This is a genomic window from Janthinobacterium woesei, from assembly GCF_051380875.1.
Classification (GTDB): Bacteria; Pseudomonadota; Gammaproteobacteria; order Burkholderiales; family Burkholderiaceae_D; genus Janthinobacterium.
On sequence record NZ_JBNYXW010000011.1, the window covers coordinates 130824 to 156326 of the forward strand.

21 protein-coding genes are annotated in these 25503 nt (G+C 63.1%); 8 read left to right on the plus strand and 13 right to left on the minus strand.

Features of this window, described 5'->3' with window-relative positions; translation table 11 throughout:
• Nucleotides 1-42: 42 nt before the first annotated feature.
• The 5 genes from ACQ4W6_RS14590 to ACQ4W6_RS14610 form a co-directional block, all read right to left on the minus strand.
• Nucleotides 43-531: a DUF6702 family protein gene (locus tag ACQ4W6_RS14590; RefSeq protein ID WP_436567896.1), complete on the minus strand. Its 489-nt coding sequence runs from the start codon at nucleotides 529-531 to the stop codon at nucleotides 43-45.
• The gene (locus tag ACQ4W6_RS14595) at nucleotides 528-2903 is read right to left on the minus strand and encodes a M1 family metallopeptidase (RefSeq protein ID WP_436567897.1); all 2376 of its coding nucleotides are present in this window, start codon (nucleotides 2901-2903) and stop codon (nucleotides 528-530) included. The genes ACQ4W6_RS14590 and ACQ4W6_RS14595 overlap by 4 nt, the downstream gene beginning before the upstream one ends.
• Before the next feature lie 165 nt (nucleotides 2904-3068).
• Nucleotides 3069-3530, minus strand: a complete 462-nt coding sequence (locus tag ACQ4W6_RS14600) for a MarR family winged helix-turn-helix transcriptional regulator (protein WP_436567898.1) — start codon at nucleotides 3528-3530, stop codon at nucleotides 3069-3071.
• 82 nt (nucleotides 3531-3612) lie between these two features.
• A complete protein-coding gene (locus ACQ4W6_RS14605) occupies nucleotides 3613-4431 on the minus strand; it encodes a sugar phosphate isomerase/epimerase family protein (protein WP_436567899.1) in 819 nt (272 codons plus the stop codon).
• The gene (locus ACQ4W6_RS14610) at nucleotides 4431-5270 is read right to left on the minus strand and encodes a phytanoyl-CoA dioxygenase family protein (protein WP_436567900.1); all 840 of its coding nucleotides are present in this window, start codon (nucleotides 5268-5270) and stop codon (nucleotides 4431-4433) included. The genes ACQ4W6_RS14605 and ACQ4W6_RS14610 overlap by 1 nt, the downstream gene beginning before the upstream one ends.
• 109 nt (nucleotides 5271-5379) lie before the next feature.
• On the opposite strand from ACQ4W6_RS14610, the gene ACQ4W6_RS14615 reads away from it, so the two are divergent.
• A complete protein-coding gene (locus ACQ4W6_RS14615; RefSeq protein WP_436567901.1) occupies nucleotides 5380-6333 on the plus strand; it encodes a LysR family transcriptional regulator in 954 nt (317 codons plus the stop codon).
• Here the strand turns inward: ACQ4W6_RS14615 and ACQ4W6_RS14620 are convergent.
• Nucleotides 6326-7396 carry a M29 family metallopeptidase gene (locus ACQ4W6_RS14620; RefSeq protein WP_436567902.1) on the minus strand — a complete coding sequence of 357 codons (1071 nt, stop codon included), beginning with the start codon at nucleotides 7394-7396 and terminating at the stop codon, nucleotides 6326-6328. The genes ACQ4W6_RS14615 and ACQ4W6_RS14620 overlap by 8 nt on opposite strands.
• 290 nt (nucleotides 7397-7686) lie before the next feature.
• Here ACQ4W6_RS14620 and ACQ4W6_RS14625 point away from each other — a divergent pair, with 290 nt between their 5' ends.
• Nucleotides 7687-8106, plus strand: coding sequence for a hypothetical protein (locus ACQ4W6_RS14625; RefSeq protein ID WP_436567903.1), 420 nt, complete (start codon nucleotides 7687-7689; stop codon nucleotides 8104-8106).
• Nucleotides 8107-8193: 87 nt separating this feature from the next.
• On the opposite strand, the gene ACQ4W6_RS14630 is transcribed toward ACQ4W6_RS14625, so the two are convergent.
• Complete coding sequence (locus ACQ4W6_RS14630; RefSeq protein WP_436567904.1) at nucleotides 8194-9708, minus strand: hypothetical protein; 1515 nt, start codon at nucleotides 9706-9708, stop codon at nucleotides 8194-8196.
• Complete coding sequence (locus ACQ4W6_RS14635) at nucleotides 9705-10586, minus strand: hypothetical protein (protein ID WP_436567905.1); 882 nt, start codon at nucleotides 10584-10586, stop codon at nucleotides 9705-9707. The genes ACQ4W6_RS14630 and ACQ4W6_RS14635 overlap by 4 nt, the downstream gene beginning before the upstream one ends.
• A gap of 339 nt (nucleotides 10587-10925) precedes the next feature.
• Here ACQ4W6_RS14635 and ACQ4W6_RS14640 point away from each other — a divergent pair, with 339 nt between their 5' ends.
• A complete protein-coding gene (locus tag ACQ4W6_RS14640; protein WP_436567906.1) occupies nucleotides 10926-11693 on the plus strand; it encodes a hypothetical protein in 768 nt (255 codons plus the stop codon).
• A gap of 64 nt (nucleotides 11694-11757) precedes the next feature.
• Here the strand turns inward: ACQ4W6_RS14640 and acpA are convergent, their stop codons facing one another.
• A complete protein-coding gene (acpA, locus tag ACQ4W6_RS14645) occupies nucleotides 11758-13878 on the minus strand; it encodes an acid phosphatase (protein WP_436567907.1) in 2121 nt (706 codons plus the stop codon).
• A gap of 163 nt (nucleotides 13879-14041) precedes the next feature.
• Between acpA and ACQ4W6_RS14650 the strand changes: the two genes are divergently transcribed.
• Together ACQ4W6_RS14650 and ACQ4W6_RS14655 are read left to right on the plus strand one after the other, a co-directional pair.
• Nucleotides 14042-15319 (plus strand): cytochrome-c peroxidase, encoded by a 1278-nt coding sequence (locus tag ACQ4W6_RS14650; RefSeq protein WP_436567908.1) that lies wholly within the window; start codon nucleotides 14042-14044, stop codon nucleotides 15317-15319.
• 136 nt (nucleotides 15320-15455) lie between these two features.
• A complete protein-coding gene (locus ACQ4W6_RS14655; protein ID WP_436567909.1) occupies nucleotides 15456-15785 on the plus strand; it encodes a hypothetical protein in 330 nt (109 codons plus the stop codon).
• 45 nt (nucleotides 15786-15830) lie between these two features.
• On the opposite strand, the gene ACQ4W6_RS14660 is transcribed toward ACQ4W6_RS14655, so the two are convergent.
• The 4 genes from ACQ4W6_RS14660 to ACQ4W6_RS14675 all read right to left on the minus strand — a co-directional run bounded on the left by ACQ4W6_RS14660 (nucleotide 15831) and on the right by ACQ4W6_RS14675 (nucleotide 22602).
• On the minus strand, nucleotides 15831-17855 hold the full coding sequence (locus ACQ4W6_RS14660; RefSeq protein ID WP_436567910.1) for a GGDEF domain-containing protein: 2025 nt from the start codon (nucleotides 17853-17855) through the stop codon (nucleotides 15831-15833).
• A 197-nt stretch (nucleotides 17856-18052) separates the two neighbouring features.
• Nucleotides 18053-19855, minus strand: a complete 1803-nt coding sequence (locus tag ACQ4W6_RS14665) for an ABC transporter ATP-binding protein (RefSeq protein WP_436567911.1) — start codon at nucleotides 19853-19855, stop codon at nucleotides 18053-18055.
• Nucleotides 19845-21596 carry an ATP-binding cassette domain-containing protein gene (locus tag ACQ4W6_RS14670; protein WP_436567912.1) on the minus strand — a complete coding sequence of 584 codons (1752 nt, stop codon included), beginning with the start codon at nucleotides 21594-21596 and terminating at the stop codon, nucleotides 19845-19847. Before ACQ4W6_RS14670 ends, ACQ4W6_RS14665 begins: the two co-directional genes overlap by 11 nt.
• Before the next feature lie 157 nt (nucleotides 21597-21753).
• Nucleotides 21754-22602 (minus strand): phasin family protein, encoded by an 849-nt coding sequence (locus tag ACQ4W6_RS14675; RefSeq protein WP_436567913.1) that lies wholly within the window; start codon nucleotides 22600-22602, stop codon nucleotides 21754-21756.
• 393 nt (nucleotides 22603-22995) lie between these two features.
• On the opposite strand from ACQ4W6_RS14675, the gene ACQ4W6_RS14680 reads away from it, so the two are divergent.
• From ACQ4W6_RS14680 to ACQ4W6_RS14690, 3 genes are read left to right on the plus strand one after another with little or no spacing between them, the layout of a single operon-like run.
• Nucleotides 22996-24270, plus strand: coding sequence for an amidohydrolase family protein (locus tag ACQ4W6_RS14680; RefSeq protein ID WP_436567914.1), 1275 nt, complete (start codon nucleotides 22996-22998; stop codon nucleotides 24268-24270).
• 35 nt (nucleotides 24271-24305) lie between these two features.
• The gene (locus ACQ4W6_RS14685) at nucleotides 24306-24824 is read left to right on the plus strand and encodes a GNAT family N-acetyltransferase (RefSeq protein ID WP_436567915.1); all 519 of its coding nucleotides are present in this window, start codon (nucleotides 24306-24308) and stop codon (nucleotides 24822-24824) included.
• Nucleotides 24821-25351, plus strand: coding sequence for a GNAT family N-acetyltransferase (locus ACQ4W6_RS14690; RefSeq protein ID WP_436567916.1), 531 nt, complete (start codon nucleotides 24821-24823; stop codon nucleotides 25349-25351). The genes ACQ4W6_RS14685 and ACQ4W6_RS14690 overlap by 4 nt, the downstream gene beginning before the upstream one ends.
• The last annotated feature ends 152 nt before the right edge of the window (nucleotides 25352-25503 follow it).

Genomic DNA, 25503 nt, shown 5'->3' on the forward strand with positions numbered 1-25503 from the left:
GTGTCTGATAGGAATTCTTCTTGTCGGGTCCAAATCCTTGCTTTACCTGATCGGCAGTTCCGCATTCCTGCTGTCAAAAAACAGCGTCTGGATCTTGCCGCCGTCCTGCACGTTGAGGGTATTTCTCTGGCTGGGCAGGAAGTCGATCAGCAACTGGTTGTGGATGCGCGTGGCGGGAGCCAGGCGCGTGCGTTCGATCTCCTGGAAGATCACCACGTTATCGGCGTTGACCTTCATGCCGACCCAGTTCAGGCGCAAGCGCTTGCCGGCTGGCCCCACGATGTAAAACTGTTTGTCGACGTAGCGGCGCAAGGCCGCTTCGCTGCTTTCCTGGCCCAGGTCGAACTGGCGCTGGTACAGCTGCGTCAGCAGCGCCTCGACGTCGTGGCCCGTGTAGGTGTGCACCACTTCCGTGCTGCCGCTGGCAGCGTTATAGCTGATGTCGGCGATGCCCATGTGGAAATTGTGCGCACTGGCCGCCATGCTGGCGCATGTCAGCAGGCTTGCCGCGAGCGAGCGCCAGGGCGTCACGCTTGCTCATCCCTGGCTGGCGTGCCGCCCTTGCCCTTCAGGGGCGTATTGAAATCGTGCATCAGGTTATCCTTGGTCGACTTCTCGCTCTTGAACAGTTCCAGGCGCGACGGCGTGATCTTGCGCGGCCAGGCGTTGTTGCTGGTGTCGATGTCGGCCGTCTCCCAGTACGGGTCCTGCACCAGGCCCACCATCGGTTCATCCGTAATGACGACCTTGGTGATTTTCTTCGGCGAGTAGCGCCATACTTCGGCCGGCACGCGCTCGACGTATTTCTTGCCGCTCTTGAGTTCGATTTCGAGGATCAGGGGCATCACCATGCCGCCCACATTCGACAGGTCGACCAGGTACAGATGCTTGCCCTGTTTCAGCAAGTCTTTCTCCCACGGCTCCAGGCCGGCCAGTGCTTCGGCGTAGCTGTTGCGATCCTTGTTGGTCACCGTGAAATCGTCGTGCTGGTTGTAGAAATCCTTCAGCTCCGGGTGCGCATCGACACGGCGCGGCATGCCCTTGTTGGCGCGGTCCGTGACGGACTCCGGCTGGGCGCTTTTCTGGGCTTTTTTCCAGGATTTTTCCGTTTCCGGGTTCTTGCTGCTCACGCCATATTCGGTGATGCCGTCGATGCTGATGTCAACCGGGTCGGTGGTATAAAACCAGCCGCGCCAGAACCAGTCCAGGTCCGTGCCGGAAGCGTCTTCCATGGTGCGGAAAAAGTCCGCCGGCGTGGGGCGCTTGAACTTCCAGCGCTGCGCATATTGCTTGAAGGCGTAGTCGAACAGCTCGCGCCCGAGGATGGTCTCGCGCAGGATGTTCAGGCCCGCCGCCGGCTTGGCGTAGGCGTTGTTACCGAACTGCAGCAAGGACTCGGAATTGGTCATGATGGGTACCTGGTCGCCGCTACGCATGTAGTCGACGATGTCGCGTGGTTCGCCGCGCGAGGCCGGGTAGTTTTCTTCCCACGCCTGCTGCGCCAGGTATTGCACGAAGGTGTTCAGGCCTTCGTCCATCCAGGTCCACTGGCGCTCGTCCGAGTTGATGATCATCGGGTAGTAGTTATGTCCCACCTCGTGGATGATGACGCCGATCAAGCCATACTTGGTGCGCTTGGAATAGGTCAGCGCGCCCGTCTTCTTGTCTTTTACCGGGCGCGGGCCATTGAAGGAGATCATCGGATACTCCATGCCGCCCACGGGGCCGTTGACGGAAATGGCCGTCGGATACGGGTAGTCGATGCTGTACTTGTTGTACTGCTCGATGGTGTGCACGATGGCTTGCGTGCTGTATTTTTCCCACAGCGGATTGCCTTCCTTCGGGTAGTAGGACATGGCCATCAGCTTGCTGCCGCCCTTGCTGTAGCCCTGCGCATCCCAGATGAATTTGCGGCTCGAAGCCCAGGCAAAGTCGCGCACATTGGTGGCCTTGAAGTGCCAGGTCTTTTGCGCGCGGCTGACCGATTTTTCGGCCGCTTCGGCCTCTTTTTGCGTGACGATGATGACTGGCTTGTCGCTGCTGCGGGCTTTTTCCAGGCGCTCGCGCTGTGCGGCCGTCAGCACGTCTTGCGGGTTTTGCAGTTCGCCCGTGGCGGCGATGATATGGTCGGCCGGCACCGTCAGCTGCACGTCGTAGTCGCCGAACTCTAGCGTGAATTCGCCCGAGCCGAGGAACTGCTTGTGCTGCCAGCCGGCGGCGTCGTAATAGGCGGCCATGCGCGGGAACCACTGCGCCACTTCGAACAGGGCGTTCTTGTCCTCTTCGAAATACTCGTAGCCGGCGCGCCCGCCCAGTACCTTCTGTTCGTTGATGCGGTAATCCCAGTCGATCTGGAAAACAAAGTCCTGGCCAGGTTTCAATGGCTGCGGCAGGTCGATGCGCATCATGGTGCGGTTGATAACGTATTTCAGGGGCTGGCCATCCGCACTTTTCAATGCGCGAATATTGAAGCCGCCTTGGAAGTCGCCGCGCGCCAGCATGCCGCGCAAGCCTTCGAACTTCATGCTGTCTTCGCCCGTCTTGGCCCAGGCCTGGCGCGACGGCGCCGTGGTCATGCGGCGCGCGTCGGAATCGGGCTTGTAGATGTTCTGGTCCAGCTGCACCCACAGGTAGCCCAGGGTGTCGGGCGACTGGTTATGGTAGGTGATGGTGCCGCTGCCATCGATCTCGCGTCTGGCTTCGTCCAGCGTGGCGCGGATCGTGTAGTCGGCACGCTGCTGCCAGTAGGCGTGGCCCGGCGCGCCGGAAGCGGTGCGGTAGGTATTCGGGGTGGGCAGCAATTCTTCGAGCTGGCGGAACTTGTCGTCGAATGGTTCGGCGGCGAAGGCCGACACGGTAAAGCAGAGAGCCAACGAGGCTACGGAGCCGAAAGATATGCGCATGGTCACCCAAATATTGTTGTAAGGAAATAGTGGCAACTATTCTATACGCAGGGTGGCAGCGTCTATGTATCGATTTGTAATAAAGAAAGGCGGATTTTGTACCTGCATTTGCCAGCGGTAGCTGAAGCGCTGATCTGCCTTATTTTGCTCGGCAAAACGAAGGTTTTACTCACTTTTCATCAGGCTGTCGCGCAACTGGTTCAGCTGTTGTTTCATGTCCACAACCTGTTCCACGCTGCAGTGGCTGGCCCTCAGTATGGCCTCCGGCAACAGGGCTGCTTCATGGCGCAACTGGTCGCCCTGTTGCGTGAGGGAAATGATTACCTGGCGCTCGTCGCTGGCGGAGCGCGTGCGCGTCAACAAGCCCGATTGCTCCATGCGCTTGAGCAAGGGGGTCAGCGTGGCCGAGTCGAGGAACAGGCGCTCGCCCACTTCCGACACCGTCAGGCCGTCGCGCTCCCACAGCACCATCATCACCAGGTATTGCGAATACGTCAGGGCCAGCTTGCGCAGGAGCTTGCGGTACAGCTTGTTCATGGCGAGCGAGGTCGAGTACAGGGCAAAGCATAGCTGGCTGTCCAGGCGCGGCACCTGGTGCAGCGGGTTGGGAGAGGTGGTGGTATCCATGGTGAGAGTATATATAGCGCGCTACTCAATTACAACTCAATTACAAGTGCTGGCGCCGGCTTGCCAGACCGGCGCTGCCCGGTCAGTCCTGGTAGCGCGCGCGCAGCAGCTGCAGCATGGCGACGTTCTGCTCCCACGCATCGCTCACGGGCTGCTGCGTGTAGGGCAGGGTTTGCGTGTAGGGCGCGGGGCCGAATTCCGGCGTAAATGTCATGCGTTCGGCACCCGCGGCTCGGCGCAGTTCGACGATGGCATCCCACCACGCCAGGTGGGCATCGAGCGCGGCCTTCGCTTCCGGCGCGCGGAAGTCGGCCACCTGCGGCCCTTGCGCATGGCCGACGCGGGCGTGCACATGACGCACCAGCGGCAGCACTTGCGCCAGCGTGTGCGGCTGGTCATCGAGCAAGGATTCGCAGGCGCAGCACCAGTGCGACAGGTCGGCCGTCAGCGGCAGTTGCGGATGCTGCGCCAGGTAGGGCAAGAGCAGCATCGGGTGGCCGCTGAAGCGGCTGCGGTGGATTTCATGCACGATGGGTACGCCGTGCCTGGCCGAGATGGCGGCGGCCAGGGCGATCAGCTCGCCGTTTTGCGCCTGGGTATAGTAATCCTTGCCCGTGTGCGTGTTGACCAGCACGGGGCGCGCCAGGCAGGCGTTTTCCAGCAGTTCGGCCAGGGCGGCGCGGTGCAGGTCGAAATCGCTGTGGAAGACGGTTTCCCACTGCGCGGCGATCAGCGCCAGGCCCGCCTTGGCGATGCGCTCCGTCCATTCCTGGCGCAGGGCAGCGTCCAGCGGCAGCGACATCTCGATACCGTCAAAGCCGGCCGCCAGCACCTTGTCGATGAAGACGTCGGGCGCCAGCGCGTTATTGCCCCAATGGGCGGCGAAAACCTGGATGCGCATCAGACGAAGCCCCGCACCGGCAAGGTGGCGTCGCGCTGGATCCAGTTGTGCGCTGCATACTCGGTCTGGCCGTCGGTGGCGTGCAGGGTGTAGGCATGGCGCGAGACGGGCGAGCGGTTCGGCGCGCTGTAGTGGGGCAGCAAGCCGTGGAAGCAGACCAGGGCGCCGGCCTTGACTTCCAAAGGCACGGCCGTGCTGTCGTCAGGCCACGGCATGGCGTCGAGTTTTTCCACGCGCACGGCGTCGCCGTTGCGGATGAAGCGTTCGCGCAGGGGGCCGCGGTGGCCGCCCGGTTCCGCCCACAGGCAGCCGTTGTCCAGGGTGGCGTCTTCCAGCGCGAACCAGAAGGTGGTCACGCTGATGGGCGTGGTTTCAAAATACGTGGCGTCCTGGTGCCAGCGTACTTCGCCGCCGATGCCGGGCTGCTTGAAAATGTACATCGATTGCCACACCTGTGCGTCTGCCAGGCCCAAGTCGCGCGCCACTTCGGCCAGTTTCGGATCGGCCGAAAAAGCACGGAAGACGGGGTCCAGGTCATGCATGGCGTGGCCGATCTTGTTGATCGACAGGGACTTGGCCTGTTTCAGCTGGCCATCCGCGCCAAATGCTTCTTCTTCAAAAAAGCAGCGGATGGTGTTGTCGGAGGCAAGGAAATAATCGTTGGTGTTCTTCGCCTGGTCGCGCGTGGTGAAGATGGATTGACTCTGGCTGGGATCGAATTCGTTGACAATCTGCTCGGCGCGCGCGCGCAGGACAGCGATTTCGTCCGCACCCTTGAAGCCGGGCAGGATGATGTAGCCGTCGCGTTGGTACTGTTCTTGTTGTGATTTATTTAGCATGGCGGCGGCTCCAGAGTAAGGTAGAAGGTGCCATTGTAGGACGGGGGCGGCGGGCAAACAATCGCCCGGCGGTTGACAGATTGTCGTCAAAACGAAGACAATCTTTGACATGGATCAATTGAAAGCGATGGAAATTTTTGTCGAGGTGGCCCGCCAGCGCAGTTTTACTGCCGCTGGCCAGCGCCTGGGCCTGACGCGCGCCATGGTCAGCAAGACCATCATGCAGCTCGAAGAGCGCTTGAACGCGCGCCTGCTGCACCGCTCCACGCGCGAAGTGAGCCTGACGGACGCGGGCCGTGCCTACCTGGCGCCGTGCATGGCCACCGTCAGCCAGGCGCAGGAAGCTGCGCGCATGGTGGCGCACGTGGCGCAGGCCGGTAGCGGATTGGCCGGGCCGCTGCGCATCCAGGCGCCATCGAGTTTTGGCAGCGCCTGGCTGGCCGATGCCGTCGCCCGTTTCAGCTTGCTGCACCGCGAGGTGCAGGCCGAACTGTTTGTCGACGATGCCTTGCTCGACCCGATACGCCACGGTTTTGACTTGACCATCCGCGTGGGCGGCATTCCGGACAGCAGCGCGCTGGCCATGCGCCCGCTGGCGCCGTGCCGCGCCGTGCTATGCGCCAGTCCCGCCTATCTGGCGCAATGGGGCATGCCGCAGACGCCGCAGGAGTTATTGCAGCACCAGTGTCTGCATTTCAGCCACCTGACCGATGGCACGAACTGGCATTTCCAGCGGGGCGAAGGAGAAGGGCGGGAAGAAATGAGCGTGCGCGTGCAGGCGGGTTTTACGGCGAATAATGGCCTGGTGCTGCACCAGGCGGCGCAGCGGGGGCTGGGCATCGTCTACAGCACCACGTTTCTCGCCTGGCGCAATCTGCTCGATGGCAGCTTGCTGCCGGTGCTGTCCGACTGGGACCTGCCGCTCAATCATTTGAGCGCCCTGTATCCGGCCAGCCGCCAGCCATCGCCCAAGGTGCGCGCGCTGATCGATTTCCTGGTGGCCGAATACCAGCCCGTGCCGCCGTGGGACCGCGAGCTGGCGGCGGCGGGCTTTTTTAGTTGAAGGCGACCGGTTCCACTGTCCACGCGCCATCCGCATACACGCGCTCGTCGTCCAGGTAGACGGCTTCGGTGACGGCAAAGATATCGACGTGGTAGCGCGCATCCTTGCGCTTGAACTGGGGCTTGGTGTAGACGCCGTGCTTGGCGCCCAGCGACAGATGGATGCCGCACATGCGTTCATACGTGCCGATGTCGTTGACCAGCTGTTCGCGCGAAAAGGCGCGGTTCATGCCGAAGCCCAGTTCGCGCACCCACACTTCGCCTTCGTGGGCGCGGATGATCTCCAGCATGGCTGAAAATTCCGGCGTGGCGTGCTCGGTGCCCGTCACGCGTCCCTTTTCGATGATCAGGGTGATCGGCGTGTCGGGACGGTTGACCATGAAGTGCGTATCGCCGAAAACAAAGATGCGCACGCGGCCATTCACCGCTTCGAGATCCTGCGCTTCCGTAAACACTTCGCCCAGCGGAAACTGGCCGCCGATATTGTTCATGCCGCTGTAGTCGCCGATATTCAGCTTGGCCGCCTCAAACGGCGAGGCGAACACCAGTTGCTCGCCGCCGCTGTCGACCATGCCGTGGCGGGCGCCGTCGATGCGCGCCTTCAGCGCATGGCCGACGCCCCGGTAGTAGGCCGGGTCGTAGGCCAGCGAGGCGATGTAGTGTAGCCCTTGCACGCCCGGCATGCGCGACAAATGCACGTGTTCGATCACTTTCAGGCCCCGCTTGAACAGCTCGATGCGGATGCGGAATGCTTCCAGGCGGAAGCTGGTGGATTGGATCAGCACGACCAGGCTGCCGGTCGGCATCTCGGCAAACGCGGCCAGCACGGCGTCCGGCGTGACCTCGTCGAAATCGATGAAGGTGGCGTCCGGCAAGGCATGGCGATAGGCTTGCGTCAGCACGACATTGAGCCAGCTGCGCTTGTCGCAAACGATCAGCGACGGTTCGTCGGGCCGGTGGCAGATGGCCATGGCCAGCAGGTCAGCCACGTTTTGCGCGGCCACTTCGGTGGCGGCGGCGCTGATGGCGTCGAGACGGCTGGTGTCATTTTCGGGAAGCGTCATGGTGCGAAGGTGTTGGGCGTGTAGTAAACGCAGCATTATAAAGCGCTTGCCACAGGTGCCACCATTTCCCTGCTGTTCCCCTGCTGGCGTAGGGCCGGCTGCCCTGATTATCTTGTGTAGTGCTGTACGGCAATGTATTATTTGATAAACAGCTTGAAAGCGAGGCTGGAAGCGGCCATGCGGTTCCGGTCGCTCCGGTCGCATAGATAACTCGCATATATAACAACAGCAGGCCAACAGCCGATGACAAAGAGCGTGACGCGATGAGCATAATTGGACAAGATATTCCCATGGAACGGCCTGATACGGATGGGCGTGCCGCCGTGTTCGTTCCCGCTACGGACATCAAGGACGATGTCTTGCTCGCCATACGCAAAGGCGCAGCCGTCGTCGGCTTTGCCAACCACGACCGCAGCATCACCGTGTATTTTGAAAGCAACCGTTTCGAGGACCCCGTGCTGGCCAAGTGGGAGCACAAGGCGCGCAAGGCGTATGACCGCCTGGTCGACAATGCGCCCACGGTATCGAAATTGACCACCAGCCCTGCCAATTTCGAGCAGATCGGCTACATCAATGGCAAGGGCATCACCATTCGTCGCATGGACAGCCTGCAGCGCTGGCTGGCGTATTCGGATGCAATGGGCTCGTGCCCGGAAACGGACATCGTGCCGCGCACTGTGATCGCCAAGGTTGACGCTGTCAAGGTTTAAGAGCGGCTGATAGCTTCCCGTGGCGTTGTTGCCAAGCCCGCCGTTACCTCAGCAGGGGGCAGACCCGCCGGGTCTGACCCCATACCATCACACGACAAGAATATTCGCCTGCGCCTTGAGCGGGCAAGGCAGGCTGTCGTCGAAGGTGATCTCAATGGCGCTGGCGACGAACATGCCGCCGATGTGCTGGGCGGCGATTTCCGGCGGCGTGCCTGGCTTGGTCAGGTTGACGTCTTGCGCGAAGACAAACACGCGCCAGGTGCCGTAGACCTTCTGTCCGTATTGCAGCAGCGTGCGGTAAGCCCGTTTCAAGTCCAGGCTGCCTGCATAGATGCCGTCATTTGCGCCCGGATCGAAGCCCAGGCCGTCGTCGGTCAGCGATTCCACGAAATACAGGCCCTGCGGCGCCTGGAACAGCACGAAGGCATACAGTTCCGTGCCGCGAAACACATTGCCATTGTCGCGCTTGAAGCTGGCGCGCAGCCACAGTGGCTCGTAAGCCTGCACGATGGCCGGCGTATCTGTTTCCACCGGCCCCGCCACATGGATGTTGACCTGCGTTTCGCTCACGGCGTGCTGGTAGGTGGCGCCCGTGGTAAAACGCTCATACTGCCAGCTGATGTCGGCCGTGTAGGGCAAGCCAGCATTGGGTGCTTCGGGCAAGACCCATCGTGCCACCACGCGCTCGGCCAGGGTCAGTTCGCCGGCAGCCGGTGGTGTTGCTTCCTGGCCACGCCAGAATGGGTCGGCCACGTCGGAACAGGCGACGGCGATGGCGCCCGATGCGATGGCCGAAGCCACGCCCGCCACCGTGAATTCGGGTTGGCCCGAGCCTGCCCCTTCCAGCGAGCAGCAGTCGACGCTGGGATCGGTTTCCTCGAAGCTGCCGCCTGCGCTGAAACTGGCCTTGCCGGAACCGAGCGCGGCGGCAATGATGGCCACCAGCGCGGCGATGATGGCGATGATGATGGCGAGAATTTTCCACCACGGATCGGAAAATGGCAGTTCGCCATGCGTTCCTGCATAGGCAGGATTCGGCGTCCACACCAAGGTCATGCCGGTCGGCACGATCGGCCCCAGGCCAGGCGGGCAGCGGCACGCATTGTCCCCACCTTGACTGCCACCGCCCGTGCTGCCCCAGCGTTTGCCGGGCAGGTGGCCCTGCGGCTTGGACAGCGCCAAAGTGCCTTCCTCCACCGTGCAGGTGTACGTATTGGTGGCGCTGTCAAAGCGCGTCTGTGAAACGAAGATTTGCTGGATCGAGCGGCGCGGCGTGTGGCCGTCGGCCTTGGCAACGAAGCTGACCAGGCGCTTGCCGGGCGCCGCATGCTGGAAGTCGGCGTCCCACATCACCAGCATGGCCGCGCCGGCAGGGACGCTGGCAAAGAAGAAGGTGCGGGCCACGGGCACGATGCCGGGGTCGCCCACGCTTTCCAGGTACACCGTGACATTCGTCAGCGCGCTGCTCGACATGTTCGTGACGTGGGCGGCGATGCGCAAACCATAGATGGCATTGTCGAAGATGCCGTCTGGCAGCATGATATTGGTGACGGGTTCGATCGCGAATGGCCGCGTCAACACTTGCATGGGCGTGTCGCTCATGATGCTTGCTCCTCGGGGCTATGCTGCTTCTGTTCTCTATCTTTCTCTTGATCCTGATCAATGACGACATACGTGACGCCGCCCAGTACCTTGCCATCGCACGTTTCCAGCACGCGCAGCAGCGCATAGTGGCGTGCTGGCAAGGCATCGGCGCGCAGGCTCAGGTACACGGCCTGCGCCTGGCCACGCGGCACGTCCAGTGCCAGCTTTTGCTCACCGGGAGCATCGCCGTCACAATGGGACGTACGCGCCAGGCCCGCTTGCAGCCGCACCTCTTTTGCCGGCTGCCATTTGTCCAGACCCAATGTGGCCAGCAAGCGGGCCGGCAGCTCGCCGCCGTAATCGAGTTGTACTTCAACCTTGCTTGCTGTGCGAGGCAGGGCCGCGACCGTGATGGCCAGCAATTGCGCGCGCCGTGCCGCCAGTACCACGGTGACATTGCGCTGGGCAATCTGCTCGTGCTGCAGGGGCTGGAAGGGGAAACCGTTCGGCAGGGGATCGGGTAGCGGGTTGATATCGCCAGCACCGTGGGCCACTGCCAGCAGGCATTCATGGCCGCCATTGACGATGACGGGCACCCAGGGAACCAGGCATAGCACTTCCTGCGTGGCGCCCGGCGCCAGGTCGGCAAATGCGGAGCCGATGGCCGTAGCGGCGCCGACGGCGATCTGGCCCGAGGGATCGGCCCAGTAGAAATCCACGCGCACGCCGTTCGCTGCGCTGCGCCCTGTATTGTGCACGCGGCCCCACAGATAGTTGCTGGTGCCGGCGATGGGCGCACCCGGCGCGCCGTTCGGATCGTTGCCTGGCACGATCCAGATATCGGCGCTGTCCCACCACCAGGGCTGGCCGTCTTCGATGATGAGATGGGCTGACATGGCACTCTCCTTGTCTGTTGCCTGTGTCTCCAGCTTAGGCCGTGATGGCGGATGCCTTTTGATCGGTATCAAGGGGGCCGATGACAGCGCGGGCGCGCCGTGGCTGCTGCGGCGTAGGGTAATATTGCGGCAGAATGCAGCAGAGTGAATCCAGGAAAAGGTTGGAACGTGCTTGAAACAGTGAATGAAGTTTGTCTCAACGCCGCTTGCGGCCGGTTCTTGCCGCTGCGCGTGGCGCATTGCCCGTTTTGCGGCGCGCGCCAGGTGGCTGAATCAATTGTTTTGCAGAAAGTAGTGCCGCCACAGGTCGTTACGCCACAGCCTGCGCCGGTGCCGCGCATGCCGCCACCCACACCTGCTCCCGCAGCCAAGCCAGCGCCAGTCCTCCAGCCAGCACTTGTAGCACCTGTAGCACCTGCTCCTCCACCGCCACCAGCGAAGGCGCCGCCGGCCAAGCCCGTGGCCAGGGGCTCGGTGCCGCCGCCGCGTCCGCCCGTGCGCCTGCGCACCTGGATCGCGGCGGTAGTCGTGTTGACCGGCATCTGGTTCTTCAACAAGCCCCACGACAAGCCGGCCAGCGTGGCCGAACAGGTCGAGGCCGCCACTGCGCTGGCGGCCCAGTGCGACCTCGATGCGGCGCGCAGCGCGCTGGCGGTGTTGAAAAGTGCCAAGGCACCGGCGGCGCAACTCAAGCGCTTGCAGGCGAGCATTAGCAAGTCAGCGGCGGCCTGCGACAAGCAACAACAGCGGGAGCAAGCCTGGGGCGCAGCGCAGGCAGGCGTCAATCAGGCGCTCGATGCGCGCACGCCCGATGTGGCCGCCACGCGCCTTGCCGCGTATGTGAAGCGCTGGGGCGATGATGCCGATAGCCTGGAACTCGATGCCAGGGTGAAAGTGGCGCAGGCCAGTGCCCAGCTCGACATGGCCGACGCCTGCCTGGCCAGGTCGGAGCGGGTCTGCCTGGAAAGCAGTCTGATCGCCGCCGAGCGCTACAAGCGGCCGGAACTGGCGGCGCGCACGCAGGTGCTGCGCGCGTCGCTGTCGCAATTGCTCGAGCGTTCGCTGCTGGACGCTGCCCCGGTCCCGGTCCCGGTGCCAAACCAGTAGCGCAGATAAAAACGCCCGCTGCGGCCAAGCCGGGCGGGCGTCGTGTTGCCATCTTAATCGACGGCTACTCTTGCGGCACCAGCGCCAGCGCCGCGCTGAAGTCGCCCATGGCCTTGCCGCCATTGGCCACCAGTGCCTTGTCGCGCAGCGTCAAGCCGTCCAGCACGGGCAGCGAGAAGCGGTGCGTGATGGCGCGCAGGATCGAGGCCGAATCGTATTGCGTATGATCAACCAAGCCCTTTTTCACGTAGGGCGAGACGAGGATCGCCGGCACGCGCGTGCCAGGACCCCAGCGGTCGCCCTTGGGCGGCGCGGCATGATCGTAAAAGCCGCCGTTCTCATCGTAGGTGACGATGACCAGCATGTTCTTCCATTGCGGGCTCTTTTTCAGCTGGGCGATGACGCTGGCGATATGCGCGTCGCCATCGGCCACGCTGGCATAGCCCGCGTGCTGGTTCAAATTACCCTGCGGCTTGTAGAAGGTCACTGCGGGCAGCTTGCCGGCGCTGGCGTCGCTCATGAACTGGCTGTCGAAGTCGCGCAGGTGGGCGGCGCGGTAGGCGGGCGACTTCACCGGGTCCATGCTGGCAAAGTAATTGAACGGCTGGTGGTGGAACTGGAAGTTCGGCGGGCTGGGGAAACTGCTGGCGCGCGCGCTGGCCGTGGCCAGGGCCGTCGTATCTTTCCAGGCGCCCGCATACCATGCCCAGTCGATGTTCTTGCTTGAGAGTAAGTCGCCGATATTCGTTTGCGTTTGCTGCGGCAAGGTGGAGGCCTTGCTGGTGTCGGCATACTGCTTGCTGGCGTCGCTGGCGGCCGGGGCATTGCTGCTAGGCTGGAATGGCGGCTGCATGGTGTTGACGGCGTAGAACATGCCCGTGCTGTCGGCTGGCGTCAGCGCGCCATCATTGGCGTAGGCGGGCGCGCCATTCAATACCGTGTTTGGTGCCGTGGCGGACGGCGTCAGGCGCACGAAGTTGCCCTTGGCATCGACGTCGATCTTGGCGATGGAAGCCTTGGCTACCGAGGTGTCGGCGTTCGGGTAGGTGGGTGCGCAGGCGCAGATCAGGTACTGGTGCGTCAGGAAGGAGCCGCCGAAGGCGCCGATGAACAGGTTGTCGGCCAGCGCATATTGCTTGGCGATGTCCCACAACTGCATCTTGCTGCCGTCGTAATAGCCCATGGCCAGGCCGCCGGCATCGGAATAGGCCGCGAACCTGTCGTTGGCGCCGCCATTGATCTGCATCTGGTTGTTATAGAAACGGTGCACCAGGTCGCGCGTGATGACCGATTGCGGCATGTACAGAGGGCTGTTAGCGTCGTCGATCTGGAACGGCTTGTTCGGCAGATTGGCCGATTGCGCCTGGGTGATGACGGTGCTCTGGCCGGCCGCCGCCATGCCGCCCCAGGTGGGTGGCAAGACGGGCAGGGTGCTGCCGTCGAAGTCTTTTTGCGGCACGTAGGCCGCGCTGGAGGTGGGATTGACGCCCGGCACGCCGTTGGCGCCCGGGAACAGGCCGTACAGATTGTCGAAGCCGCGGTTTTCCGCGTAGATGACGACGATGGTCTGGATGTTGTTCAGCGCCAGGGCGTTGTTCAGGGCGGCCAGGGCATCGTTTGGTGCCGCCTGTGCGCTGGCGCTGGCGATCAGCGCCGTGACGCTGGCATTTTCCGCCTTCAGTTTCGCCAGCTCATCGCCGCTGGACTTGTTGAAGTCGGACGCCAGGCTCGCTTCGGACACGCCGATGCGCGCGGCCAGCTTGCTGCTGGCGGCGGCAAAGTCGCCGCCATTGCTCTCCATGACCTGCACTAATTCTGTCGACAGGGCGCTGACAAAGGCGCTGTGTCCGCTTGGTGCGCGCAGCAGCAGTTTTTGCGTGACTTTGCTGCCTGCGTCGCCGATGGCTTCGTGGCCGATGGCGTCCGTGCCCACCGTCACCAGCACGGCGCCCTGGCCGTCCAGGCTGTAGCTGCCATCGGCAGCCGTGCGCACGGGGCTTGAAGCGCTGTCGCACGTCAGCTTGGCGGTGCTGCTTTCCAGGCAGACCTGGGCATTTTCATAGTAGCTGCCGATCACCTGGCCGGTGGTGCTGGGCGTGATGGCGTAGTTGCTGCCGCAGGCTGCCAGGCCCAGCGACAATAACAACGGTAAGGGACGTAAAGCGGTTCTGGCTTGCGGTTTCATTTTCATGCCTTCTGGGTGGAAAACGTCGCATGCTAGGCATCGAATATGTCAGCTGTGTGACATCTCAGGCCCTGTTACATGACGTAATGTACGGATTTGATACATGAGTTTTCACAGGGTTTTGTCACGCAGCGGTCATATGGTGTTGCTACGCTGCCACCCCATGATGAAATTGACGCTCTCCTTGCCGCTCGCGGCCATAACAGCTGCCTGCTTGCTGGCCGCCTGCCAACCTGCACCGTCGAAAGAAGCCGTTGCCGGGCCGGCCTATCTGGCAGGCGCCTATGCGCCGACCCTGAAACGCCAGCCTTCGGTGGCCCAGATGACGGCGATGGGGCGCGCCATGTTTTTTGAACCCAGCCTGTCCGTGTCGGGGAAAATGTCGTGTGCCAGCTGCCACAGCCCCGAGCACGCGTACGGCCCGCCGAACGCGCTGGCGGTACAGCTGGGCGGCCCGGAGCTGAAGGATGCGGGCACGCGCGCTGCACCATCGCTGCGCTATATCCAGAATGCGCCCGCCTTTAGCGAGCATTATCACGATGACGATGGCGACGATAGCGTCGACGCAGGGCCGACGGGCGGGCGCAATTGGGATGGCCGCGCTCAGTCCGGCCACGAACAGGCGCTGGCGCCGCTGTTGGCAGCGCGCGAGATGGGCAATCGCGATGCAGCTGCGGTGGTCGCCAAATTGCAGGCTGGACCGCTGGCGGCGCAGTTTCGCCAGACGTATGGCGAAGACATCTTCGAGCAGCCCGGCCAGGCGCTGCGCTGGGCGCTGATGTCGCTGGAAGTGTTCCAGGAAAGCCCGGCCGATTTCTATCCCTACACGAGCAAATACGACGCCGTCTTGCGCAAGCAGGCCATCTTGAGTCAGCAGGAAGCGCGCGGCCTGGCCCTGTTCAACGATGAAAACAAGGGCAATTGCGCTTCCTGCCATATCAGCCAGGTGACGTCCGGCGGCGCCTTTCCGCAATTTACCGACTACGGTTTGATCAATATCGGCGTGCCGCGCAACGGCAAGCTGCCGGCCAATGCCGATCCGGCGTTTTTCGACCTGGGGCTGTGCGGCCCGGAGCGGACCGATTTGACGCAGCACAGGCAATACTGCGGCAGCTTCAAGACGCCGTCCTTGCGCAACGTCGCGCTGCGCAAGGTGTTTTTCCATAACGGCAGCTTTACCAGCCTGGAGCAGGTGCTGCGTTTTTACGTGCAGCGCGACACGGCACCGCAAAAATGGTATCCGAAAGACAAGAATGGCAAGGTGAAAAAATACGACGATCTGCCGCCCGGCCTGCAGGCGAACGTGAATGTGGCGGCGCCGTTCGACCGCCGGCCGGGCCAGGCGCCTGCGCTGAACGAAGGGGAAATCGCCGATGTGATCGTCTTCCTGCACACGTTGACGGATGGCTACCAGCTGCCTGCCACCCGGGCGGCGCATTAAAACATATCAAGATATTATTGCTTGCAAATGCGCTACGGAGCGTGTTTTTATGTGCGTTAGCGAACACTAGAAATTTTTATCCAGGTGTATATTGCGAACTGATCTGTGTCTTTTGATAATAATGAAAGGGAATATCATGAAAGTAAGCAAAAATCTGATGACATTGTGCGCCGCCGGAATGATCGTTGTGGCGCTGGCCGCTTGCCAGAAGAAGGAAGATGTTGCTGCCGGTCCTGCCGAGCAAGCGGGCCAGCAAATCGATGCCGCCGCCGCCAAGGCAGAAGCCGACATCAAGGCCGCCGCTGGGAAAGCCGATGCTGCTGTCAGCCAAGCCGCTTCCGAAACGGGTGCCAAGATCGATCAGATTGCTGCCGACGCCGACAAGAAGATGACCGAAGCGGCCGATGCCGTCGGCCAGAAAGTGGAAAAAGCCGGCGAAAAGATCCAGGACGCCGCACACAAATAATCACATGACAGGCCGGTGCTACCGGCCTGGCCCCGGCAGCGGCGGTCAGCTGGTGGCCGCTGTCCCGAAGTCGTTGCTGGCGCCAGCATGACTGCCACGCGCCGCCATCCCTGTTCCAGCACTGTCCGTCTCGTCCGCTCCCCCCAATACCACGCTCAAATCGACAAAGCCGTCGCGCCACGCGCGTTCCAGGTCCTGTTCCACCGCTTCCAGCGTCGTGCGTTCCACGTTCTGAAAACCGCGCAAGCCATACGCCCGGTTGCGTCCGTGCGCCTTGGCCAGGTACAGCGCCATGTCGATCAGGTTGACGCTGCGTTCCCAGTTCAACGGTTGGCCCAGCGGCGCCAGCGGATACGGCGCGAAGCCTACGGACACCTGCACCTTGATGGTTTTTCCCTGGTAGTCGATGGCCTGCGCGGCGACGCCATGCAGGATGCGCCGCGCGATATCGTCGAGACTATCGCGTGTGACGGCGGGCAGGAAGGCGAGGAATTCTTCACCGCCCCAGCGCACGATCATGTCCGTTTCGCGCAGCACCTCGTGCAGGGTTTCGGCGATACAGGTGAGTACCAGGTCGCCCGCCGCATGGCCATGGCGGTCGTTGATGTGCTTGAAATGGTCGACATCGAGCAGGAACAGCGCGCCGACCACCTCGGCGCCGGCGTATGCCTGCAGTGGCTTGCCGGCATGGCTGCGCATGAATTCCTGGAAGTGGCGGCGGTTGTACAGGGCCGTCAGCGGGTCGCGCGAGCTCTGGCGCTTGAGTTCCTGGTTCTTCACTTTCAGCTGCACGTTCGCATGGTGCGCCTTGCGGTACAGCAAGCCGACGATGACGGAAGCCATGGCCAGCACCAGCGCCAGCAGCCACCACACGCGCTGTTGCAGGCGGCGGTTGTCGATTTCCGCGCTCTTGATCTGGTTTTCGCGGCTGAGCAGCTCGATCTGGCGCTGTTTCTTTTCCGCCGCATATTTTTCTTGCAATTCGTACACGGCTTTTTGCCGCTGTTTCTCGAACAGCTGGTTGGAAATGCTCCGCTCGCGGTGATACGCCGTCACGGCGCCGCGCATGTCGCCCGCCTTTTCCAGCGCCATGCCGTATTCCAGCCAGAACGCCTGCATGTCCGGCTGGTTGGCCGTGCGCTCGTAGTAGGCCAGCCCCGTCGCCACGCTTTGCTTGCCTTCCAGCAGGCGCCCCTGGCCGATCAGCGCCTGGCCGATGTTCAGGCGTGCCGTTGCCTCCACCTGTTCGTTGTTGAGCAGGCGCGCCGCCGTGATGGCTTCATTGGCGTAGCGCAAGGTGCGCGCGTAGTCGTTTTCCTTCAGATAACTGTCCGACAGGTTGACGAGGGTGACGGCCAGCATGCCTTTCGCGCCCAGCTGGCGTTCCAGCGCCAGGGCCGCCAGCAGCGCGCGCTGGCCCCGCTGCGGCTGCTGCGCGTCGAGCGCCAGCCCGTATTCCGTATTCTTCGCCTGTGCCATGCGCCCCGGTGACGCCATGGTGCTTGATACGGCCAGCAATTCATCGAGCACCTGGAACCCTTTGTCGTACTCGCGCATCTGTGTGTACAGCAAGGTGAGGGCATTCAGGGCGGCGGCCAGGCTGGAAGGGGAATCGCTCTGGCGCGCCAGGTCGACGGCGGCCTGCAATTTGGCCAGCGCGAACGGGAAGTTGCCTTCCTCGGCCCACGACTGGCCCGCGCTGATGGTCGCCTGCACGCGCACGGGCAAGTTCTGCGTGCGGTTGGCGATGCGTTCCGCTTCAAAGGCCAGCAGGTGCGAGGCGCGGCGCTCGTTCAGGGCAAACGTGATGTAGGCCTTGCTGAGCATGCCATTGGCCAGCGCCACGTCGTTGCTGTGCTGGCGCGCGTCGGCGATCAGTTCTTCGGCCAGCTGCATGGCGATGTCGTGTTGTCCCAGGCGCATGCGGGCGTTGCTCAGCTGGGTGAGGAATTCGGCGCGCACGGGCAAGGGCGCGCTGCGCGCCTGCGCCTCCACCTCTTGCAGGCGCAGCAGGGCGCGCTCGGGCATGAAACGGCCATCTTCGCGCACGGCGTCGATGTGCTGCTGCACAGACACCTCTTGCGCGCTGGCGGCGGGCGGCAGCGCGCAGGCCAGTGCCAGCAGCCAGTGCGCCTTTCGCCATGATGTCCGTTTCTCTCTGCCTGCCAACTTCCCGCCCCCGCCATGACCTACTATCTGAAAAGATTATATTCTGTTGCAATCAAGAAATATCACGCGGGACGCAGAAATTTGCGGAAATGCACACATCATTGCGCCAGTTGCTGCAGCAGATACAGCCGCTGATACAAGCCGCCGTCGATCTGCATCAGTGCATCGTGCGGACCGGCTTCCGTGATGCGGCCATGGTTGAGCACGATGATCTGGTCGGCGTCGCGGATGGTCGACAAGCGGTGCGCGATGGCGATGATGGTGACCTTGCCGCGCAATTCCTTGAGCGCCATCTGCACGATCTGCTCCGTCTGGCTATCGATGCGCGAGGTCGCTTCGTCGAGCAGCAAGATGCGCGGCTGGCCGGCCAGCGCGCGGGCGATGGCGATCAGCTGCTTCTGCCCCGACGACAAACGCGAGCCGCCTTCGCCCAGCGGCGTGTCGTAGCCGTATTCCAGCGCGGCAATGAAGTCGTGCGCATGCGCGGCGCGCGCGGCCGTCTCAATCTGCGCCTGCGTGTAGCCGCGGCCCATGTCGATGTTTTCGCGTGCCGAAGCGGCCAGCAGGAACGGGTCTTGCGGCACCAGGCCCACGTCGGCGCGGAAGTGCTCATTGTCGATGCTGTCGAGGGCGATGCCATTGATGGCGATGCTGCCCTGCGAGACGGGATAAAAGCGCAGCAGCAGGGACAGCAAGGTCGATTTGCCGCTGCCCGTATGGCCGACGATGCCGAAGAAGGCGCCCTGGGGAATGGTCAGAGACAGGTCGTGCAGCACGGGCTGGTTTTCCACGTAAGCGAAGGTCAGGTGCGCAATGTCCACGGCGGGCGTGGCGCCATCATCAACACCATGGCGCTTTGCCGACGCGGCCTTGCCTGGCGCGTGCTCCAGCGCCTGGGCTTCGTCCAGCAGGGCCGAGACGCGGGCCGTCGCCACCACCGATTGCTGCAGCTGGCTGAACTGCATGGTGATCTGGATCAACGGTTCGATCACGCGCGCGATGTAGCTGATGAAGGCGTACAGCACGCCTACTTCCAAGGCGCCCATGTCGCGCCGGCCAAAACTGAAGATGACCACGGCCAGCAGCACGATATTGAGCATATCGAGCGCGGGGCGCAGCAGCCAGGCGTTGGCGCGCAACTCGTGCATGCGCGCCGTGTAGTGGTCCTGGTTGATGCCTGCGAAGCGCGCGCCGAAGCGCTTTTCCGCGTTATTCGCCTGCAGCACGCTCATGCCGCCGATCGATTCGGCGATCTGGCCATTGATCTCGCTGCGCAGCGCGCGTGCGCGCGTGACGGCCGGTGCGCTCCAGCGCTGGTACAGGAAGACGATCACCAGCACGGCCGGCAGCAGGGCCAGCACGATCAGCATCAATCGCCAGTCGAGGAAGGCCATGGCGGCCATGGTGCCGATCAGGACGATGGAGCTGTCGAGGATGACGAACAGCACCTGCACGTACAGCGACTTGACGGCTTCCGTGTCGTTGGTGACGCGGCTGACCAGTTGCCCGGTGATGGCGCGGTCGAAGAATGCCATCGGCAGGCGCAGCACGTGCTGGTAGACGGTTTCGCGCAGGCGCTGCACCGAGCGCATGGCCAGGCCGGACAGGCGCACCAGCTGCAGGTAGCGCAGGCCGGAAGCGACCCAGCCCGTCAGCAGGCAGCCGCCCAGTAGCAGCGACATGCGCGTCCAGTCCAGGTTGCGCGGCAGCAAATGCTGGTCGATCAGGGCCTTGCCCAGGATCGGCCCCGTTACTTCCAGCGCGGCAGCGAGGATCAGCCAGAAGGTGGCCCAGTGCAGGTGGCGCAGGTCGGGCGCGGCGGCGCGGCGCAGCAGGCCGATGGCTTGCATGGCCTGGCTGCGCACGCTCGCTGGCGTGGTTTGCTTGGTATCAGATGGCATCGAGGCTGGCCTCCAGTTGTTGATAGCGCCACGCGCTGGCATACCAGCCATCGCGCTGCATCAGCGCGTCGTGGTTGCCCGTTTCCGTCACGTGGCCATCGCGCAGCACCAGAATCAGGTCGGCGTTGACGACGGCGCTCAGGCGGTGGCTGGCAATGATGGCGCTGCGCTCGGGGCGCCGCAAGCGCAGTTCTTCCAGATGCTGCAGGATGCGCGTTTCCGTGCCCGTGTCGACAGCCGACAGGGCATCATCGAGCAGCAGCAAGCCGTTGTCGGCCAAGAGAGCCCGGGCGATGGCCACGCGCTGGCGCTGGCCGCCCGACAGGGTGATGCCTTTTTCGCCCACGTGGGTGGCATAGCCTTCGGGGAATTGCAGGATATCGGCATGGATGTCGGCCAGCTGCGCCGCCCGTTCCACTTCCTCGCGCGTGGCGCCGGGGCGGGCCAGCGCGATATTGTCGGCGATGGTGGCCGAGAACAGGAACGACTCTTGCGGCACCCAGCTGATGGCCGCGCGCAGCGCATGCAAGGTGTAGGCATCGAGCGGCTGGCCGTGCCACGTGGCCGTACCCGATTGCGGCGTGACCTGGCGCAGCAGCACGCGCAGCAGGGTCGATTTGCCGCTGCCCGTCGGGCCCACCAGGCCCAGGGTCTGGCCCGGTTCCAATCGCAACGAGATATGCGCCAGGGCCGGCGCCGTCTGGCCCGCGTAGGCAAAGCCTATGTCCTGCAATTGCAAAGGACCGGGCGTTAAGGATGCAATCGTGCCATGGTCATCGATGGCCAGCGGCGCGTCGAGCATGGGCTGCAAACGCTGCCAGGCGGCGCGGCCCCGTTCGATCAATGACAATACCCAGCCGGCGGCGAACATCGGCCAGATCAGCTGCCCCAAATACATGGAAAAACTGGTCAGCGCGCCGATGGTCAGTTGATCCTGCCACACCAGGTAGCCGCCCAGGCCCAGGGTCAGCGCGGTGGCGGCCGTCAGGGTCAGGCCGACAGCCGGTTCATATGCCGCTTCCCAGCGCTGCGCCGTCAGGCTGGCGTTGGCCGCGTGGCCGGCCAGGGTGGAAAACTGCGCGCTGCTGCGCTGTTCCAGGCCCAGCGCGCGCAGGGTGCGCACGCCCGACAGCGATTCCTGCACATGGTCGTTCAGCGCGGAAAAACGCTTGAGCGAATCGGTGGACGCCGTATGGATATGGCTGGAAATGCGCCAGAAGGCCAGTCCCATCAAGGGAAACGGCAAGAGGGCGATGCAGGCCAGGCGCCAGTCCACGCCCAGTAGCATGATGCCCAGCACCATCAGCAAGGTCAATGTGCCGTCGAAACCGGCCAGCATGGCTTCGCCGGCAGCCATTTCGATGGCGTCGATATCATTCGTTGCCAGCGCCATCAGGTCGCCCGTGCGCTGGTTCTGGTAAAACGCCGCGCCCTGTTGCGACATGCGCGTGTAGAAGCGCGTGCGCAGCATCACGCCCAGCTGGTAGGCGGCCTTGAACAGAGTGATGCGCCAGCCCACACGCAGGAAATAGATGACCACGCCCACGGCGAGCAGGGTCAGCAGCTCCAGCCAGAGTTCGGATGCGCTCATGCGGTGTGCGGCCAGCGCGTCGATGATGGCGCCCACGCGGCGCGGGATCCAGACGGTCAGTGTTGCCACGCCTGTCAGCATGACGGCAGCGGCGGCATACGCTGGCCAATGCTGACGCACGAAGCCGGCGATAAGCCTCGATAAACTCATGGTTACCTTTTTGGTTGGGGTGTCGCGGGGCAGAAGGAGGGCACGCGGACGGAAAGTACGCGTAGGATACAACAAGGCGGAAAAATTCGCTGCGGAAAGGGACGCAAAAAACGGGCCGTAGCCCGTTGTATTGCTGTGCGACTGGACTACGCGCTGCTTACTTGCGGCCGCTGCCTTTGCTGCCTCGCAGCATGTCGAGCTGTTTCGATGGCACACCCTTGGCGGCAGGCTTGAGCGCAACTTTGGCCACGGGTTTGCTCGATGGGAATGGTTGAGCGGCCGGTTTTACTGGTGCGGGCGCCGGTGTGGCGGCCTTTGCCGGTGCTGCCGTTGGCGCCAGTGTCAGCTTCGTGGCTTCAGGCTTGGCCGCTGGCCGGCTTTCCACGACGGCGGCTTTAACGGGCGGCTTTTCGGCGGCCTTGGCGGCAGCGGCCGGAGCAAGCTTGGCTACTGGCGTTGCCACAGGCGCGGGCGTTGCCTTGACGACGGGCTGGGCCGCTTCGACCACCTTCGCTGGCGCGGGCTTGGCCACGACAGGAGCTGGCGCTGGCGCTGGCGCGGCGGCTGGCGCCGGCGCTGCGGCCGGCTTGGGCTGGGGCGCGATGAAGGCCAGCGCGGGCTTGGCCGCTGCAGGGGCAGGTGCGGCAGCAGCTGGGGCTGGAGCAGGAGCGGCGGCATCGAGGCGGGCCTTGGCCGAAGCCAGCAATTGCGCCTGGGTGCTCGAGGCGATGCCGAACAGTTGGCGGCTGTAGGCCAGCAAGCTCTCGATATTCGGCTGCGCCTGGCTGGTACTGTAGCTGAAGAAGTCGCGCGGATCTTGCGTTTCCAGCAAATGCTGCGCCGTTTCCGCCGTGTGCGACAAGGCGGCCTTGCCCGCATTCAGGTTCAAGACGACGATTTTTTCGGCGCTTTCAAACACTTTGCTGGTCAGGGTGCTGAAAATTTGCAGCTGGCTTTCCAGTTGCGATTTCGCGGCGCTGGAAAATTGTTCAGGAATTGGAAACATATTTACTCCTTTATACGGATTAAAATGCTGGCAAAACGCTCTGCAAAATCCCGAAAACCAGAGTTGGCCGCGTTTTGTAAAGTGGATAGCGTGCAGGTACAGGCACTTAATAGCTGATCATAAGCCAATTTGATGCAACGCAATATGAATATTCTAGCGGTGATTCGAGTTGGTTGAAAGATATTTTTCTTAATCGCATGCGCGATGTTGGCTGTATTCATCAGCCTGGCAGCGATTGCACGAAGTTTGCGCGTGCGCAAGGTGGCCAATGCGAATTGATGGCTATGCTTTTGCTAGTCATCATATTCTTGCACTGCAACATTTGCAATAAAATGATTAAAGTGGCAATTAAATAAGGCGCCACGCCACATAATCCACTGGAGGAGTTCCCGCATGGACCTTGTCATCCGCAATGCCAGCCTGCCCGACGGGCGCCGCGCCATCGATATCGCCATCGCGGGCGGGCGCATCGCCGCCGTCGGCCCAGTCTTGCCCGTGACGGGCGCGCAGGAGATCGACGCCGCCGGCGACCTGGTCACGCCGCCGTTTGTCGATGCCCACTTCCACATGGACGCCACGCTCAGCTACGGCTTGCCGCGCGTGAACGCCTCCGGCACCTTGCTGGAAGGCATCGCGCTGTGGGGCGAGCTGAAACCGCAACTGACGCAAGACGCGCTGGTTGAACGGGCCTTGCAGTATTGCGACTGGGCCGTGGCGCGCGGCTTGCTGGCCATCCGCTCGCACGTGGATATCTGCGACCCGCGCCTGCTGGCCGTGGAAGCGCTGCTCGACGTCAAGCGGCAAGTGGCGCCGTATCTCGACTTGCAGCTGGTGGCCTTCCCGCAGGATGGCATCCTGCGCAGCGCGAACGCCTTCGATAATCTGAAGCGCGCCATCGCCATGGGCGTCGACGTAGTGGGCGGCATTCCGCATTTCGAGCGCAGCATGGCCGACGGTGCCGAATCGGTGCGCCTGCTGTGCGAATTTGCCTGCGAGCGCGGCCTGATGGTGGACATGCATTGCGACGAGTCGGACGACCCGCTGTCGCGCCACATCGAGACGCTGGCCTTCCACAGCCAGCGCCTTGGCATGCAGGGCAGGGTGACGGGGTCGCACCTGACGTCCATGCATTCGATGGACAATTATTATGTGAGCAAATTGCTGCCCCTGATCCGCGAGGCGGGCGTGGCGGCGATTGCCAACCCCCTCATCAACATCACCTTGCAGGGCCGCCACGATACGTATCCGAAGCGGCGCGGCATGACGCGCGTGCCCGAGATGCTGGCCGCCGGCATCCCCGTCGCCTTCGGCCACGACTGCGTGATGGATCCGTGGTACAGCCTGGGCTCGGGCGACATGCTGGAAGTGGCGCACATGGGACTGCACGTGGCGCAGATGACGGGCCAGCAAGCCATGCACGACTGCTTCCTGGCCGTCACCGAGACGCCAGCGGCCATCCTGGGCCTGGACGGCTACGGCATTGCGCCGGGCTGCCACGCCGACCTGGTGATCCTCGATTGCAGTTCCACGGTGGAAGCGCTGCGCCTGCGCGCCGCGCGGCGCCTGGTGCTGCGGCGTGGGAAGGTGCTCAGCGAAGCGCCCCGCGCGGCGTCGCGCCTGCACCTGCCGGGGCGGCCGGACAGCGTGAATTTCCGCCTGAGGCGCTGATACAATCACGGTAACTTGTCTTTGGGAGCAGCACCTTGAAAGAAATTGACATCCGTCCCGCCCAGGAATCCGACTTCGACGCCATGTGGCCGATCTTCCATACGCTGGTCGCCGGCGGCGACACCTTCCCCTTTCCCTTTGACGCCACCCGCGAAGAGTGCCACAGCTACTGGTTCGGCCCTGGCGTGCAAAGCTTTGTCGCCGTGATGGGCAGCGAGCGCCTGCTGGGCATGTACAAGCTGGTGGCCAACCAGGTAGGCCATGGATCGCACGTGGCCAATGCCTCGTTCATGGTCGATCCGGCCGCGCAGGGCGTGGGCGTGGGCCGCATGCTGGGCGTGCACTGCATGGAGCAGGCGCGCCGCGCGGGCTACCTGGCGATGCAGTTCAACTTCGTCGTCAGTACCAACCTGGCCGCCGTCACCTTGTGGAAAAAGCTGGGTTTTTCCATCATCGGCACCCTGCCGCTGGCCTACCGCCACGCGCACCTGGGCTATGTCGACGCCTACGTGATGTACCAGTTGCTCAGCGATCCGATGCAGTGGCCGGCATGAGCGCCACCGTCACCGTCATCGAGACGCCCCGTCTGCGCCTGCGCACCGTCACGCCCGACGACGCGGCGTTCTACATGGAGTTGGTCAACGACCCCTCGTGGATCGTCAACATAGGCCAACGCAACATCCACACGCTGGAGGCGGCCCGCGCCGCGCTGGAGGCCGGACCCATGGCGCAATTTCAGGCGCATGGCTATTGCCTTTACATCATCGAACGCCACAGCGACGGCGCTGCCATCGGCATGGGTGGCCTGATCCTGCGCGACAGCCTGCCCGGCCCTGACATCGGCTATGCCATACGCCCCGCTTACTGGGGCCAGGGCTATGCCTACGAGGCGATGGCCGCAGTGGTAAAGCATGCGCGCCAGGTGCTGCGCCTTCCGACGCTGTACGGTATCACGTCGCTGCAGAACCAGGCATCGATCAACCTACTCAACAAACTGGGGCTGCGCTTCGAGCGTTTTACGCGCCTGCCGCCTGCGGCCAGGGATACGAATGTCTACCGCAAGGATTTTCGCCAGGATTAGTGGACAATGCGTATCGGAAAACTGAAAAATAGTATTTGAAAACTGGCCGCTTTTGCAGTGGTGGCGCGCAGTCTTTGTTTTTATAGTTGGCATACCGGTGGAAAACCGCCGGACTATAAAAATGGAGACTCGTTATGAAAATCGTTACTGCT

Excerpts from the sequence above, each read along its gene's own strand:
- ACQ4W6_RS14595 (WP_436567897.1), bottom strand. The coding sequence starts at position 2,903 with ATGCGCATATCTTTCGGCTCCGTAGCCTCGTTGGCTCTCTGCTTTACC.
- ACQ4W6_RS14600 (WP_436567898.1), bottom strand. The coding sequence starts at position 3,530 with ATGGATACCACCACCTCTCCCAACCCGCTGCACCAGGTGCCGCGCCTG.
- ACQ4W6_RS14605 (WP_436567899.1), bottom strand. The coding sequence starts at position 4,431 with ATGCGCATCCAGGTTTTCGCCGCCCATTGGGGCAATAACGCGCTGGCG.
- ACQ4W6_RS14610 (WP_436567900.1), bottom strand. The coding sequence starts at position 5,270 with ATGCTAAATAAATCACAACAAGAACAGTACCAACGCGACGGCTACATC.
- ACQ4W6_RS14615 (WP_436567901.1), top strand. The coding sequence starts at position 5,380 with ATGGATCAATTGAAAGCGATGGAAATTTTTGTCGAGGTGGCCCGCCAG.
- ACQ4W6_RS14620 (WP_436567902.1), bottom strand. The coding sequence starts at position 7,396 with ATGACGCTTCCCGAAAATGACACCAGCCGTCTCGACGCCATCAGCGCC.
- ACQ4W6_RS14625 (WP_436567903.1), top strand. The coding sequence starts at position 7,687 with ATGGAACGGCCTGATACGGATGGGCGTGCCGCCGTGTTCGTTCCCGCT.
- ACQ4W6_RS14630 (WP_436567904.1), bottom strand. The coding sequence starts at position 9,708 with ATGAGCGACACGCCCATGCAAGTGTTGACGCGGCCATTCGCGATCGAA.
- ACQ4W6_RS14635 (WP_436567905.1), bottom strand. The coding sequence starts at position 10,586 with ATGTCAGCCCATCTCATCATCGAAGACGGCCAGCCCTGGTGGTGGGAC.
- ACQ4W6_RS14640 (WP_436567906.1), top strand. The coding sequence starts at position 10,926 with ATGCCGCCACCCACACCTGCTCCCGCAGCCAAGCCAGCGCCAGTCCTC.
- acpA (WP_436567907.1), bottom strand. The coding sequence starts at position 13,878 with ATGAAACCGCAAGCCAGAACCGCTTTACGTCCCTTACCGTTGTTATTG.
- ACQ4W6_RS14650 (WP_436567908.1), top strand. The coding sequence starts at position 14,042 with ATGATGAAATTGACGCTCTCCTTGCCGCTCGCGGCCATAACAGCTGCC.
- ACQ4W6_RS14655 (WP_436567909.1), top strand. The coding sequence starts at position 15,456 with ATGAAAGTAAGCAAAAATCTGATGACATTGTGCGCCGCCGGAATGATC.
- ACQ4W6_RS14665 (WP_436567911.1), bottom strand. The coding sequence starts at position 19,855 with ATGCCATCTGATACCAAGCAAACCACGCCAGCGAGCGTGCGCAGCCAG.
- ACQ4W6_RS14670 (WP_436567912.1), bottom strand. The coding sequence starts at position 21,596 with ATGAGTTTATCGAGGCTTATCGCCGGCTTCGTGCGTCAGCATTGGCCA.
- ACQ4W6_RS14675 (WP_436567913.1), bottom strand. The coding sequence starts at position 22,602 with ATGTTTCCAATTCCTGAACAATTTTCCAGCGCCGCGAAATCGCAACTG.
- ACQ4W6_RS14680 (WP_436567914.1), top strand. The coding sequence starts at position 22,996 with ATGGACCTTGTCATCCGCAATGCCAGCCTGCCCGACGGGCGCCGCGCC.
- ACQ4W6_RS14690 (WP_436567916.1), top strand. The coding sequence starts at position 24,821 with ATGAGCGCCACCGTCACCGTCATCGAGACGCCCCGTCTGCGCCTGCGC.